This window comes from Pseudoalteromonas luteoviolacea (genome assembly GCF_001750165.1).
GTDB classification, from domain to species: domain Bacteria; phylum Pseudomonadota; class Gammaproteobacteria; order Enterobacterales; family Alteromonadaceae; genus Pseudoalteromonas; species Pseudoalteromonas luteoviolacea_G.
The window spans coordinates 1,079,787-1,093,797 of record NZ_CP015412.1 but is presented as its reverse complement, the minus strand read 5'-3'; the positions used below and the strand labels follow the sequence as shown (position 1 = coordinate 1,093,797).

Below are 14,011 nucleotides of genomic sequence, written 5' to 3'. Positions count from 1 at the left end.
AATTATGAAATCAATGATGCCATTTTGCTTGGTAGGGCTCCTTGCGGCTTGCAGTTCGAGCTCTGATCCAGACGTAAAAAAACACTTTATCAATGATGGAGAAAAACATCCGTTGGTCGTTGTATTTGGCGGCAGTGAGGGAGGCAACACCTTAGCTAAGCCCCTTTGGCAACCATTTTTAAATAGCTTTCATGATATGGGAATCTCAGTGGCCGCACTAGGCTACTACGGCACAGAATCAACGCCATCACAACAAGTGGAGTTATCACTTGAGGATATCGTTGCGCGGATCAATACCTTGGCAAAAGACCCTCTTATTAATGAAAACTGCATCGCTGTCTATGGCTTTTCCAAGGGGGCCGAGTTAGCCCTACTACTAGGCAGTCATTTTGACAATATCAATCATGTTGTTGCTGTAATGCCTACTCATGTCAGTTGGAATGCGGTTAAAACCATTTCTTCGCGATCAGGTTGGAAATTGCGCGAAAAGCCACTTAATTATGTCGATGCCCCCTTACTAACTTGGCAGATGCAAAAAGGTAATTTTACAGGTGAGTTTACACCCGCTTTTAACCAAGCACTCGCCAGCACTCATAAAGATATTATTAGCGCTGCACGCATTCCCATCGAAAAAAACAATGGCCCTATTTTACTCGTTTCGGCTAAACAAGACGAAATCTGGCCATCATATAGCATGTCTAATGAAATCATGGCGCAGTTAAACAAAGTTAACTACCCTCACTCATATAAACATATTGCGCTTAAAGGTGGGCATTACAGCTTTAGTCTAGATACACAAAACCAAATCGGAGAGTTTTTAAAAGACACATTGGTTTCAACTTGTCAGTAATACGCATTACCAGCAAGGCTCATAAGCCTTGCAATGTCGGCTAAGGCACAGACTTGAAATCTGACCCAACCTTTGGTGACAAAATTGAGGCTTCTATCATGAATCACAACATAAAGACCTAGCGAAATAAGTCAAAACCCGCAAATTAATAGAGCAATGTCCGAGTAGATGAACACAAAACCAGAAAAACCCTTAATGCTTAGGACACGGCTCTTTAGATATAAAGTTTTTATTCAGTAGACAACATGAGTAAATAACCATTATCACCCATAATAAAAGTGAAGCTTTCACTTTAAAAGGTTAAAAAAGAAAACAAAACAAAATTAAAATGTAAAAACTAAGTTTATTATTCTCAATTTAGATTTTCACACACAAGATAATCGCCACTTAAAAAGTACTTTTATTAAGCTTAACGCCTTATTTAACAAAAAATGAATGGCCACGTAGGAATTGAGTTTAGCTCATTAAATACGCAATTTTGTCTGCATGGATTTTTTAGAATACTAGCAGATTAAATAAAATCATATAAATGCTTAAAAAGCGAACTCATCAAATTGAAAACTACATATAGGCACATACTAATTACTTCATAAAACTCAATAAAACCACTTAAATCAGTGTACTTTAGGCATGAATAGTGCATAAAATAGAATTCAATTTATCTACAGCCAAAAAATCAACATGCCCAATAGCTGTTGAAAAGAAAATTAATAGATACGATAAAGACAAGAATAACGAAGCGATTTTAAAGATCTCTTTGACCTCCTGACTAGCTGTAAATGGACAGGTTATATATGAATTACTTTGAGCTAATTGGCTTTAATGGAAATGAAAATTTAAAGTTATTAATGGGCGGTGCAGGTAGTGAACGCCTAACTTATACTGAGAAAAAAATACTGTTTAAAAAACACGTCGAAATTATTAACCTTGAGCTTTCTTATCAATGTAATAGAAAGTGTGATTATTGCCCAGTTAGTTTTTCAGATCGACATGGCGCACAGAAATACTTAGACACTTCGGTGCTAGAAAAAGCTTGTCAAGAATTAGCGCAAATTCGCTACGATAATAAAATATCTCTAAACTTGTACAATGAACCACTCATGGATCCCACATTAGAGTCCAAAATACATACTGTTAGGCAGTATTTACCAGCAAGCCACATTGGCTTTAACTCTAATGGTGATTATTTAAAGCTCAGTAGATTAATCACACTCAGTGCAAGTGGCCTTGACCAGATTTGCGTAACTTTGCATCCATTACCCAATGTTACACAGACCCCCGAAACAATTTTGCGACGAGTTACCAAATTACTTAACAAGCTAGAGTACACCGCCTTTGATGATAAAATGTCATTGTCTTATATAGAAAATCATGAGCTCATTGACTTTAGGCAGCTTGGTGTCAGGGTAATTATTCAATGGCCTGATTGGCGTAAACATGGCACGAACCGCGGTGGCACGTTAGAGGATCATAGCTCATCTAACTATAAGCGCATTATGCCCTGTGCAAGGCCTTTTAGAGAGTTCACCATATTCTATGATGGTAATGTACAACCCTGTTGTGAGTCTTTTCATGACAGTGATACCAACCTAGAGCAAGTGGGTAACATTGCTACAACATCCATATTTGATTTATATACGTCAAAAAAACTAAATTTGATGCGGCGCTCCTTATATGACTTTAGTCCCAAGCAAGGTATTTGTGCCTCATGTACGGTTGCTGATTTTAGCAGTATAGAAGATGACCCGATGAGAAAAGCCTTGGTCAAAACAGTAATAAAAGAAGCAAAGAAAGAGAAAATAGACTGCTATGTTAACTATTAATTCTAAATAAATTGATAAAAACCCTATTAACAATATAATAGTCGCATCTTAGTATTAATATATAACAATATTAATACGTTAAAAACTATTGAATTAAGGGCCCTGAAATTACTCATCTCCCTAATATAAAGTAACTAAATTCTTAAGTACATATTTAATAGAAGATAGAAATGAAAAAATTACTCACTGCGTTCTCTTTATCAGTAGGCTTACTTTTAAGCAGCTTTGATGCAACTGCGGCTTTTGAAGCAACAGTACATATCAAGAAAATTGAAGTTTATACAGATAGAATTATCCTTGAATTGAGAGGTCCAACTTTCGGAGCACAGCATTGTATTGACAATAATAAAGACAGACGCTGGGGTTGGCCTACTTCATCTCCAGCATCTGATAACTGGTATGCATTAGCTCTTTCAGCACAAGCGCAAGAACTCCCTGTCAGAGTCCACAAAATAGCACAAAATTGCATTGGACTCTCAGATGGTACATCGTTAGACGGGCTATTTTTAGAAAAAAACTAATTTGTCTAACTGCTTAACATAAAATATAGGGGCAATATAGGCCCCTACATTCTATTCACCGCTGTTGTTCTATATTGTAAAAAAACACACTCACCGAAAAATAGATAAAATAAAGCGCCACCGTTAATAATTTCTTCATTAAATAACTAAATAGTTGTTAGTGATTTAGTTCTATCCAAATGCATAACGGAACCACATAAAAAGCGCAAAATGCATACTGGGAGCAACACCTTCGTTTTATGTGACAATAATTCACTGACGTCATCTCAGCACCCCGGATAACGCGCTCTGATTTTCTACCTCATGATTTTAGTCTATTTGTTGAAACGGCTAAGAAGGGTTAACATTACTTTAGACTCAAATAAAAACAAAAAGGAATGACAATGAATATCCCAACATTGTGCACGGCCAGTCTAATCGTATTGACCTGTGCGCTGTTTAAGGCAAATGCCCAAGATTTTGCTACACCACAAGCAGCCATCAACTCATATATTACCGGTGTTACACAAGGTATCGGTAAAAATGTTGAAATGGCCTTTCAAGAATCTGCAACCATTCAATTTTTTGACCAGCGCGACCATTTCAATAGTTTTAATCGCAACCAATTTATTAAACTGATAGATACAGGTAATAAGTGGCATGCCAAAGTTGAAATAACCAAACTCCTAAAAACCAACAATGTGGCTAATGCGACTGTCGAGTTTACGTGGGGCGAACATAAGCAGCATGGCTATGTAGACTATTTGAATTTGGTCTTTGACGGCAAAAAATGGCAAGTAACCAGTAAAGTCGCTCAATATGTTTCAAGAGCACAAGAGAAGTAAAGCGTGTTTGCATTGTCGCGATTCAAACTAAGTTAGCTACATCACAGTAAAAAGACATATTGATACCACTTACTGCATACTAGCTGTTGTAAATGATGATATAAAACACTCAATTTAACATGCATACGTCCTTACCCCGTAACTAATATAAAGGTGTTATATGGATATAAACTTTAAAGTTGCCACAACCCAAGACAGCGTAGCCATTGCTAAAATGGTTGTGCAACTCACTTCTGAAATTTGTCACAAAACCAACGCCAAGCACTTTAATATTGATGTGAAAAGTACCAGTGAGCGTTGCCAAGATTTGCTAGAAGGTGGGCATTACTTAGCGATCATCGGCACACTCAACCACCAGCCTGTTGCCGTCGCCACCATGACAGAAACTTACGCATTATATGCAGGAGGTAAAATAGGCGTTATTCAAGAGTTTTACGTATCAGAAGAGCTGAGATCAAAGCAGGTGGGTTCATTATTAATAGAGCAAATAAAAGACTTTGGCCGCAAGCGAGAATGGGCATGTATTGAGCTCTGTACGCCGCCACTCCCTGAATTCGAACGCACTTTAAGCTTCTATCAACGCAATGGCCTACTGCCCGTGGGGGGACGAAAGATGCGGCAGACTCTGATTTAATATTAAAGCCCCGCGTAAGAAGAGATTACCCTACTCGATTTCATGTAGGCGTAAACTAGAAAAATAGACTTGTCACAAATACGAAGTAGCTAAAAGGAGCAAAATACTTGCCTCTAAGATGTCAAATCCGTAAAAACTGCCTTTCTAGAAAATAATAAAGCCCTGTCATAAACAGGGCTATATTATCAACACAAGGCATGGATTTTATTGAGTACCATACCTTAATTTTTCAGGCTCAAATTGAGATCCGAGTTTATGCTAAGTGTACTACCAAACGTCTTCTCAGCAATGCAAAGAACACCAGTAAAAAGTTCAAATAAAACAAGTTTCCTCCCCCGCTACTTTGCGATTGAGCGCCACTTTTCGAAGTACCCGATGACCCCTCTGAACTAGACACCTCTGAGCTAGCTTCCACATTAACAATCACTGTTTTTGTCACTGTCTCGTATGAATTGCTCTTTACAACAAATTCTACGATTGCCGTTTGGCTTTTAGCGGTTGTCGTTGCTTTCAAGGTCACAGTGTTTCCTACATTACCTGAAGAAAAGTAGATCCCATTATCAGGACTCGCATATATAAAATCATCAGACCAATATGTATCGCTAACGATTGTTTCTTTATCAGTACTGATCATGGCTTCAATCGTTAATTCTTCACCCGCTTTCACAGTGTAGCTTTCTTGCTTAAATGATACCTCAGGCAAGGGGTTACGAATATTTAGCGTCAGCGGTATGGTGTAGAACTCTGTGTTGTCCCGACCATCCGATGCTTCAATTAGATATTCATGCGTGCCCGGTTTCAATACATTGTCACCTAAACCAACTGCGATATGGTCTGAAGATGCGTCTTTTAATACCCCTGACTGTTCAAGCAGCTCTGCCAACGCCACTTCATTATTTGACTGCTCTTCATCCAGCCAAAAATCATACTCTACTAATTTATCAGCATCATATTGCGGCGCTGTAGTATCAACCAGTGTAATTATTTGCGTAAGTGGAACAACGTGACCGGCATAATCCCTCACTTCCCACTCAACTTTGTATTTACCTAACATGTCATAGAAATTAGAATGTTCAAGCACATCATAAGTAGCGATTGAAATGTAGGGCGGCTTAGCGCCATTATCACTGATATCAAACGTTACCATCTTATCGATTGGTGTAAATTCACCGATTGCTTCATAGGTCACTTCATCTTTAAAGTTACTTACACTTGGCGCTTGATTTTCACCTTTACTGCTATCAAGAGGCGCTGTGTCTTCAACATCCATCACAAGGTCTCCATCCGTATCAGCAAGATGCGCAGCGGTTCCAAATTCAAATTCTTCTAGATTAGTAAAGCCATCATTATCAAAATCTGATTGTCGATTATCTTCACTAAATACAACATCAAAATTCGAATATCCATACTCATTAATTAAAGATAAATATTCCCAGTAATCTGGCAATGTATCACCGTCCATATCCGACGTTTCAAATCCATTTAACGCATTTTCATCAATGTACATTAACCCCAATAGCTTAAACTGCATTGGACTGTCTGTCTCATTTCGACAACTCACGGTATATCGCTCGTAACTGTCAGCTGGTTTAGTCTCAATTATATAACCAAATGGCCTATCAGAGCTTACAGGCGAGCTTCCGCCACTTCCTGACGATAATGCAGACACTGAAGTGCCACATTGTGCGCCTTCCACAGCTTGCAATTGAGCATGAAGATAGGCTGCACTAAACTTGCCCCTGAACTCAATCGCCGCATATTGTGAAGGTTGAATTATTGGGCTCACCAGCTCATAGAAACCGGTTTCATCATTTTTAATAAATTTGAAGTTTGCCCTTTCTGATAGCGCAACAAAATTCGGAAGTTGTGGTGTTTCAAAACGTGTTAGTACTGACTCTGCATTGACAGGTAACGATGCAGGATCTTTTGGATCGGAATTAAACCAAGACTCATCACGGTCACTCACACCATCTTTATCAGTGTCTGCCCTACCATTGTTGTATGATAGAGGATCGAATCCATTATCTAATTCCCATGAATCAATAAAGCCATCTGAGTCGGAATCAGCTAACATGATACTTGTACCAAGCTGATACTCTTCAAGATTAGATAAAAGGTCACCGTCTTGATCAAAATGGGCATCCAAATTATCGAATCTATCTAAGTAGTATTCCAATTCAATATGATCTGGTAATCCATCTTGGTCCGAATCGAGATCATTAGGAACCCAAATAACGTCATCTAAATAAAAGCTCTGAGCGACATCATGCAAAGAAGGGCTGTTGAACCAGATGTAGGCTTCTGATACACCATAGCCTGTTGAGATTTTTTTTCTTTGTCTAAACTCATTGTATTGATACCTTCTTTCTAAATATCCGAAGGGATCGTCTTTTATACTGACAACAAAACCATTCGTTGAACCAAGGTCAGGATCAATATGAGAGTAATCAAAAAATAAACTGCCTGATTTGGCAGAAGCACTGAGAATCGAGATATTTACCCTATCCCCTTTAGAAAGGCTTTTCGCGGATAGTTCAAAGCCCCCCTCAAGGCGCTCTCTAAGTGCCAATTTGCCATCATATGAAATAGAGATATTACTTGGTAAAACCTGATCGTTAAAATCTACATGCCACTCAGCGTCCTTTAAACTAGGTGTAGAGTCAGCACTATTGTGATCAGAGCCAAGTTTGACTTCTTCATAATTTTCAAAACCATCATTATCCGTATCCAGCGTACGGTCATTTTGCTTTGGAGATGTGCCTTTTTCGAGCTCTAACCCGTCTGGCAGCATGTCACTGTCTGTATCGGCTAAATTATACTCGGTTCGTTCTTGGTACTCTTGCAATAATGATAAGCCATCATTGTCTGCATCTAACATAGCATCAGACGCCTCATTTGGGTTGAAGCCATAAGCCAATTCCCAAGCATCTTGAAGACCATCGTCATCGCTGTCTAGGCGCGCACCGTAGAGCTCTAAATTATCAATATACGCAAAATTATTGAACGGAAAAGACTCCGGACTGTGAAAAAATTGCAATAGATTTTCACCAACAGCGACCTTACTCGTTTCAAAGGTCAACCACCCATTAGTTGGAGTAGACTGCGCCAAAATAGTTTCACCGTTTAGCTTAACAACAAAGCTGTTTGTACCCTCTAACTTGTAGTCAAATTTAACGAAACCATTCACCGCGACAAAACGTGTTTCAGCCATGTATGCAATTGATTTTCCAGTGGGAAAAGATTTCAAAACTTGACCACCAGACTCACTATCAGAGCTGAGGATCCATCCCCCCTCTGATTGACTTAAATCGATTTGCTCTGGTATCACATCATTAAAGTTTGTGATCACATTTGTGTGCTCTGCAAAGCTTGCATGACAATACAGTAAGGTGGCAAAAGCAGGAAACAGTCTACCCATAAATTCAGTTTTCTCGGAACAATTATTGAAAAGGCTGCAAATTGTACTGAATTACACAGCAATATCCATATCAATAAGGAAACAATTTGATTAAAAGGTAAACAAAAGTAAAAATCACAATATAGCTGCTGTTGCGCCGATAAGTTGATAGCGCATCTAGTTTAGCGTTTGCTCACAGATCAAAACAGTGCTTTCAAGCCTCACTCGGATCCAACAGAGATACAAAAGCGACTATTTAACTGTTGTCCCGCTCACTAACACCTGTAACTTTTGACACTTTAATTAACCACTTGTCTCGGGTAGCTTTATTCTCAATCGCTTTTATCACCTTCAATACAACATAAGGAAATTAAGGAGAATTAAATGTTAAAAGAAGTCTTAAAGGGATCCCTAGCAGCACTTTTATTTAGCTCAATGAGCTATGCTGATGACCCGAAGGAAATCACACACTCACCTTGGAAAGATAGTTTTAATGTGTATTCATATTTAAAGTCACCAACAGGAGAGTGCCTAACACATTGGGAGAGCTCATCTTGCGGCAGCAATGCTTATTCCGTCACGCAGTTTTCTAAAAGAGACGGATTTAATGGCTTTGGTTTTAGGCTATCTTGGACCGATGTAAAAATCGATATTGACCACAATGGTACAAAAGAAACCGTAAGTAAATATTCTGGGAACTTAGGTACTTACACAGCAAAACACTATCCGACGGCCATCGAACACAACAATAATGTTTACTTTGTCCACTCAGGCCCTGTGATTGTTGAGGGGCTGGGTCAATACGGCTCAACGAGTGGTGGTGGAAAAAGCATATCATCTTTTAAACGCTCTGATGGTAAAACGAATGCATTAGGCATATATGTTTCTAAAATAAACCCAGCCAGTAACAGAGTCACCAAACCGACGCTCGTCCATATGTTATACAAAGATGACCCGCATCAAAATGCTGTGTTAAACGTCGATGCACAGGGCTATATCTATATTGTAATTGCAGGATCAGCTGCAAATTCTGGCTCATTTATTTTTAGAAGTAAGTATCCGAATAATATCGACGACTTTGTTGATGTATCACCCGCGACTTTTGACTACAGCCGCACTTACCCCTTCCAAAGCAATAATGGTAAACCACTCTATAGAGGCATTACCTACCCCAAACTATTTTGGGTACCTGATGGGTATTTTAGAGTGATTTATACCATGCATTGCAAAAATCGAACGTATAATACGGATCCTTGCAAGGGAAAAGCAAGAAATGCACTCGTCACTGCAGAGTTACACCCTAACGGCACACACCCAATACAAGTGAAAAACGTTAAAGTATTAGCCAATTACAGAGGTAACTATGTTGTAGGTAATGCAAAGGGTAATGATATTGTCTTGGCCTTCAATATATATCTCAATGAAGATGTGCATGGCGGAAGTATCGACGACAGAACAAACTTATATTACATGCATTCATCGGATGGTGGTGTGAGCTGGCAAAACGCGAAAAATCAAAATATCACGCTTCCAATTCAATCAGAGGCGGACTATGAGCCAATTGTCGCGAGAAAATATTTTCGTGAAGGAGAGCCTGTCACACGCAAAATATTTATGAAAGACATTAATTTTACTGGCAGTGGTGCAAACAAAAAACCCATGATTTTATATGTCGGAGTGACTCATAATGGCACCAGTATAGATGCAAGCTTAACTGCCCACCATTATTTGGCAAAGTCCTTCTATGATGGCTATAGTTGGTCTCAGGAAAAAATCAGTAATGATGTTGATCACAGCTATTCATCTGGCACATTGATACTCTCAGAACCGAGTAAAAATACTTATGATGTATATTTCCCGCAAACCCCTGATGACGAAGCACATGGCCATTTAAAAAATTTACGTAAGAGCTTTAATAATGCACTTGCTGGTGGAGCCATCGCAGTTATACCGACAAAAGGTAGTGATGTATACCAAGGTGAAGAGCAGGCAAGAAGACTTACTGAAGCATTAATGCATCCTCGACCGCTACTAGAAAGCACTAATCCATATTTTAAAAATTTATGTGAATTTAACTATATTCGTTCAATTCACAATGCGTCTGCTCATTCTAAGTTCGTCGCAATCGCAGCGGGTGGGAATCCATATCAATATTCCGACCACAACCCATTGGTATTAGTAAACAGGAATAAAACAGTAACATCAGCATTACCGCTTAATATCACATCTGTCGACAGTAACAACATGACAAATTTAACCCGATACACGAGCTGTAAAACACTGAAATAAAATATTAAATTAGGCCACTTACACAATAAAACCCTACAAGTGGCCTAATTTGCTTACATATCTACAAGCGCATCCTCTAGATCGTTTTTATGCACTCGACTAACAGTGCGCTCAATCAACCTTGCAACAAACCACACAAACACCTCAGTTTGTCCTTTTAACATGCAACCTGCATGGCAAACAGTTTCGAGCAAAGCCTGAACATTGCCAGATAACAAAGCACTTAACGCTTCACTACTTGTAATATGCAATTCGCAACGAGCTAAGCCGCTCACCTCATCGCACAAACGATATGCTCGGCCATGTTTAAATACCAAAGTCACGGGGGCATTGGTCGGTTTAAGGTAAATAGATATTGCGAGATCTGGCTGTGGCTTTTCTTCACATGGCAAATTACCATTAAGGTAACGGACGAACTCTTCTCGCCAGCTTTTTAAACTTGGCAAGTCGGTTTCTAATTCAGTGCACTGGTTGGCGCATTGTTTTAATACCCCCTCATCAAATTGAGCGTTCACTTCCTTTTCAGATTCAATCAGCGCATTAACCGTATAATCAATATCTTCGTATGTATGGGATGCTGAGCAGATAAAACGTAGTCGTCCACGCCCCTTTTCAACAATTGGGTAAGTCACAGCTAAGGTTTGCACCCCGCGTTGATACAAGCTCCGAACAATCGCATATAACTTATCTTTGTCTCCAAAGTGTGGAGTTATTATTGGCCCGTCACCAGTCCCCAAATCAAAACCGGCCTGCACGAATTTCTGACGCATATAACGTGTTCGATCCCAAAGCTGTGCCCGCATTGAATCATCGTTTTGTAAAATACGTAAAGACGCCAATGCCGCAGCGATATCCGCAGGACTAATTGAAGCTTGGAAAATATAAGCTCTCGATGCGGATCTAAGTAACTTGACGTGCTTTTCACTGGCTGCAATCACCCCACCAATGCTCCCCATCGCTTTACTCAAAGTTGTCATGATAAAATCAACTTGATCACTAACACCTTGCTCTGCACATACACCCGCTCCTTTCTCGCCATAAAAGCCAAAAGAGTGTGCTTCATCTACCAATACCAAGGCACCATATTGCTTCGCGGTTTTCACGATATCAGCAACCGGTGCGGTACCCTCGCCCATACTGTATACACTCTCTAATACCACTAACGTTGTGTGATATGCAGATCGCTCTTGCGCTAACACATTTGCTAAGTCGTCTTTATCATTGTGTTTGAAAGTGCGGATAGTGGCCCCACTGAGCCTTGCACCGTCAACAATTGAGGCGTGACAAAGCTGATCAATAACCACGATGTCATTCGCACTCAATATGCCAGATATGGCACCTAGGTTTGCTGTATACCCGGTAGGGAAGAGACACGCACTGTCTTTACCAACCAACTTTGCGAACTCTTTCTCAAACTCAACATGTTGATCTGTCATACCTGTCGCAGCGGCGGAGATCCCCATCCCTGTGCCATAATTTTCCAGTGCGTCCGTTGCGTGTGCAATGACTTGTGGGTCTCGATTTAGACCAAAGTACAAATTCGTCGACCAAATTATTGATGCTCGCTGTTCATCGTTATAACTATCTCCAATCAGACCTTTTGAAGCGCTGCCCGTGCGCAAAACCTTTCCATATGGGTTTATCCCTAAACGATTGACCATATTCAGTATTGCCTCTACCAATAGACTTTTATCGTCTATGCTCCATGCCTGTGCACTGGCACAGCCAAATGTTGGATGACTGGACTGCAATAACATTTGGAACTGGCTCAGTGTCTCAGCGAGGTACGGTGTTTTGTGTTCTGGGGAATATGCTTGCTCGGCCGATAAATGACTCGCAAGCAAAGCAGGTGTTGGAAACATCAATATATTTGCAGGTGTTAAAGATGTACCAAATACGCTGTTTATCCTGCTCGCGAGCTCCATTAGGCTCAACGAGTCGATACCCAGGCTTTCCAAGCTTGTGTCACGATCAACAAGTGCAGGATTTGTAATCCCCAGAAGCACTGCAACCATTTGCTGAATACGCGCGACCACTTCTCCAGATTGAGGATGCTGAACGTGCCTACGCTCGCCTACCCGTTGAGTTTGGTTTGCTATCCTGACTTGCTCCAAATTAGGCAGTTTGCTGCGGTCTAACTTATCATTGGGTAAAAGTGGTAAATGCTCCAAAGACATAAACAGATTTGGCACCATGTATTTTGGTAATCGAGCTAATAACAATGACTTTAACGCATCATGATTTGGCGCGTCAGGTTGTTCTACAATATAGGCAACGAGCACTTTTTGCCCCGTATCATTCTCAGGCGCACTTACCGCCGCGGCTTTTATGTAGGGTAACGACTCTATGGTTGACTCAATTTCACCCAGCTCAATCCTAAACCCTCTGATCTTAATCTGTTGATCTATTCTCCCTAAAAACTCTATTTCTCCAGCATCTGTCCACCTGCACAAATCACCAGTCCTGTATAATCTTTGTTTAGGCGTCAGGTGGTTCACTTTTATTTCAACAAATCGTTCAAGCGTTTGCTCATGATCATGCAAATACCCTCTGGCTAACTTATCACCGCCTAGAAAAAGCTCCCCTGCAACGCCATTGCTCACAGGCTTTAGGGTTTCATCTAAAATATAAGCACTTGAATTGACAACAGATTGTCCTATCGTAATGGTGCTCTCACCGACTTCAATGTGTTTGAATGTAGAAAATACAGTATCTTCTGTCGGGCCATAAGCATTGATCACTCGAGGCTGGGGAGTCAGACTAAGCACTTTATTAACCAGAGAAAGCTTGAGTGCCTCACCCCCAAAAACAATACATTCAATGTTCTTTGGCAACGGTCCTGAGTTGAGTATTGCATACATCGAAGAGGGCACCATCACACAGGCTTTAACTCGATCTGCATGTGGCAAGGAGGTCAATCCAAGCGCATTTTCTGCCAGTAAAATTGTACCGCCCAATGAGAGTGTACCCAACGTTTCCATCACAGATGTATCAAAACATACTGACGCGGCAGCGAGCACTCCTTGGAGTTCTGTAGGACCAAATACATTGCTCAGAGCCTTGCTCATGGCAACCAAGTTATGCTGCTCAACAGCAACCCCTTTGGGGTTCCCTGTCGATCCTGAGGTATAAATCACATAAGCTAAATCACTCCCTTTAATATCGGCACTAGGCTCAATACGCTGCCAAGAGAAATCTAGTGCATCTAAACTTATGTGTGTTTTTACTTTTGCACACAGCGCAGAAGTGTCATGGCTATCCACTACGACAGCCTGCGCTTTAGAATGAGATAACATGTACTCAACACGACTTTGCGGGTAGTTCGGGTCAATAGGAATATACGCACAGCCAGCCTTATGTATACCAATCATCGTTGCGATCAATTGCCACTTTCTTGCCATACACACCGCAACCAGCGACCCTCTTGAGATATTCTGTGATTCAATTTTTGTCGCGATTGCACTTGCAGCACACATCAGTTTTTCATAACTGATCTCCTCAGTCCCATCTATGATTGCTGTGCGATGAGGCACTTGTTGATATTGCCAATGAATGAGCTCATACATTGTCTTGTGTTCAATCGCATGCACCGAATTATTTTTTACCTTATGCATTTACGTTTCCTTCTATTATTTTTTGTGGGCTTAATTATTCATAAACACGGTATAAAAGG

8 protein-coding genes are annotated in these 14,011 nt (G+C 40.3%); 6 read left to right on the top strand and 2 right to left on the bottom strand.

The window, feature by feature from the left end; all coding sequences use genetic code 11:
• Positions 1 to 4 precede the first annotated feature (4 nt).
• The 5 genes from S4054249_RS24910 (at position 5) to S4054249_RS24890 (ending at position 4,652) form a co-directional block, all read left to right on the top strand.
• Positions 5 to 850: an acyl-CoA thioester hydrolase/BAAT C-terminal domain-containing protein gene (locus tag S4054249_RS24910; protein WP_046358495.1), complete on the top strand. Its 846-nt coding sequence runs from the start codon at positions 5 to 7 to the stop codon at positions 848 to 850.
• A gap of 779 nt (positions 851 to 1,629) precedes the next feature.
• Positions 1,630 to 2,673, top strand: a complete 1,044-nt coding sequence (locus S4054249_RS24905) for a radical SAM/SPASM domain-containing protein (protein ID WP_080928479.1) — start codon at positions 1,630 to 1,632, stop codon at positions 2,671 to 2,673.
• 170 nt (positions 2,674 to 2,843) lie between these two features.
• Complete coding sequence (locus S4054249_RS24900; protein WP_046358497.1) at positions 2,844 to 3,194, top strand: hypothetical protein; 351 nt, start codon at positions 2,844 to 2,846, stop codon at positions 3,192 to 3,194.
• A gap of 383 nt (positions 3,195 to 3,577) precedes the next feature.
• Positions 3,578 to 4,018 carry a nuclear transport factor 2 family protein gene (locus S4054249_RS24895; RefSeq protein ID WP_046358498.1) on the top strand — a complete coding sequence of 147 codons (441 nt, stop codon included), beginning with the start codon at positions 3,578 to 3,580 and terminating at the stop codon, positions 4,016 to 4,018.
• A 160-nt stretch (positions 4,019 to 4,178) separates the two neighbouring features.
• Positions 4,179 to 4,652, top strand: coding sequence for a GNAT family N-acetyltransferase (locus S4054249_RS24890; protein ID WP_046358499.1), 474 nt, complete (start codon positions 4,179 to 4,181; stop codon positions 4,650 to 4,652).
• A 253-nt stretch (positions 4,653 to 4,905) separates the two neighbouring features.
• Here S4054249_RS24890 and S4054249_RS24885 read toward each other — a convergent pair whose 3' ends face one another.
• On the bottom strand, positions 4,906 to 8,070 hold the full coding sequence (locus tag S4054249_RS24885) for a hypothetical protein (RefSeq protein WP_046358500.1): 3,165 nt from the start codon (positions 8,068 to 8,070) through the stop codon (positions 4,906 to 4,908).
• A gap of 363 nt (positions 8,071 to 8,433) precedes the next feature.
• On the opposite strand from S4054249_RS24885, the gene S4054249_RS24880 reads away from it, so the two are divergent.
• The gene (locus S4054249_RS24880; RefSeq protein ID WP_046358501.1) at positions 8,434 to 10,338 is read left to right on the top strand and encodes a BNR-4 repeat-containing protein; all 1,905 of its coding nucleotides are present in this window, start codon (positions 8,434 to 8,436) and stop codon (positions 10,336 to 10,338) included.
• A 53-nt stretch (positions 10,339 to 10,391) separates the two neighbouring features.
• On the opposite strand, the gene S4054249_RS24875 is transcribed toward S4054249_RS24880, so the two are convergent.
• Positions 10,392 to 13,952, bottom strand: coding sequence for an amino acid adenylation domain-containing protein (locus tag S4054249_RS24875; protein WP_046358502.1), 3,561 nt, complete (start codon positions 13,950 to 13,952; stop codon positions 10,392 to 10,394).
• Positions 13,953 to 14,011: the final 59 nt, after the last annotated feature.

What these genes read in the sequence shown, in the direction of transcription:
- S4054249_RS24900 (WP_046358497.1), top strand. Translation starts at nt 2,844, where the DNA reads ATGAAAAAATTACTCACTGCGTTCTCTTTATCAGTAGGCTTACTTTTA.
- S4054249_RS24875 (WP_046358502.1), bottom strand. Translation starts at nt 13,952, where the DNA reads ATGCATAAGGTAAAAAATAATTCGGTGCATGCGATTGAACACAAGACA.
- S4054249_RS24880 (WP_046358501.1), top strand. Translation starts at nt 8,434, where the DNA reads ATGTTAAAAGAAGTCTTAAAGGGATCCCTAGCAGCACTTTTATTTAGC.
- S4054249_RS24910 (WP_046358495.1), top strand. Translation starts at nt 5, where the DNA reads ATGAAATCAATGATGCCATTTTGCTTGGTAGGGCTCCTTGCGGCTTGC.
- S4054249_RS24885 (WP_046358500.1), bottom strand. Translation starts at nt 8,070, where the DNA reads ATGGGTAGACTGTTTCCTGCTTTTGCCACCTTACTGTATTGTCATGCA.
- S4054249_RS24895 (WP_046358498.1), top strand. Translation starts at nt 3,578, where the DNA reads ATGAATATCCCAACATTGTGCACGGCCAGTCTAATCGTATTGACCTGT.
- S4054249_RS24905 (WP_080928479.1), top strand. Translation starts at nt 1,630, where the DNA reads ATGGACAGGTTATATATGAATTACTTTGAGCTAATTGGCTTTAATGGA.
- S4054249_RS24890 (WP_046358499.1), top strand. Translation starts at nt 4,179, where the DNA reads ATGGATATAAACTTTAAAGTTGCCACAACCCAAGACAGCGTAGCCATT.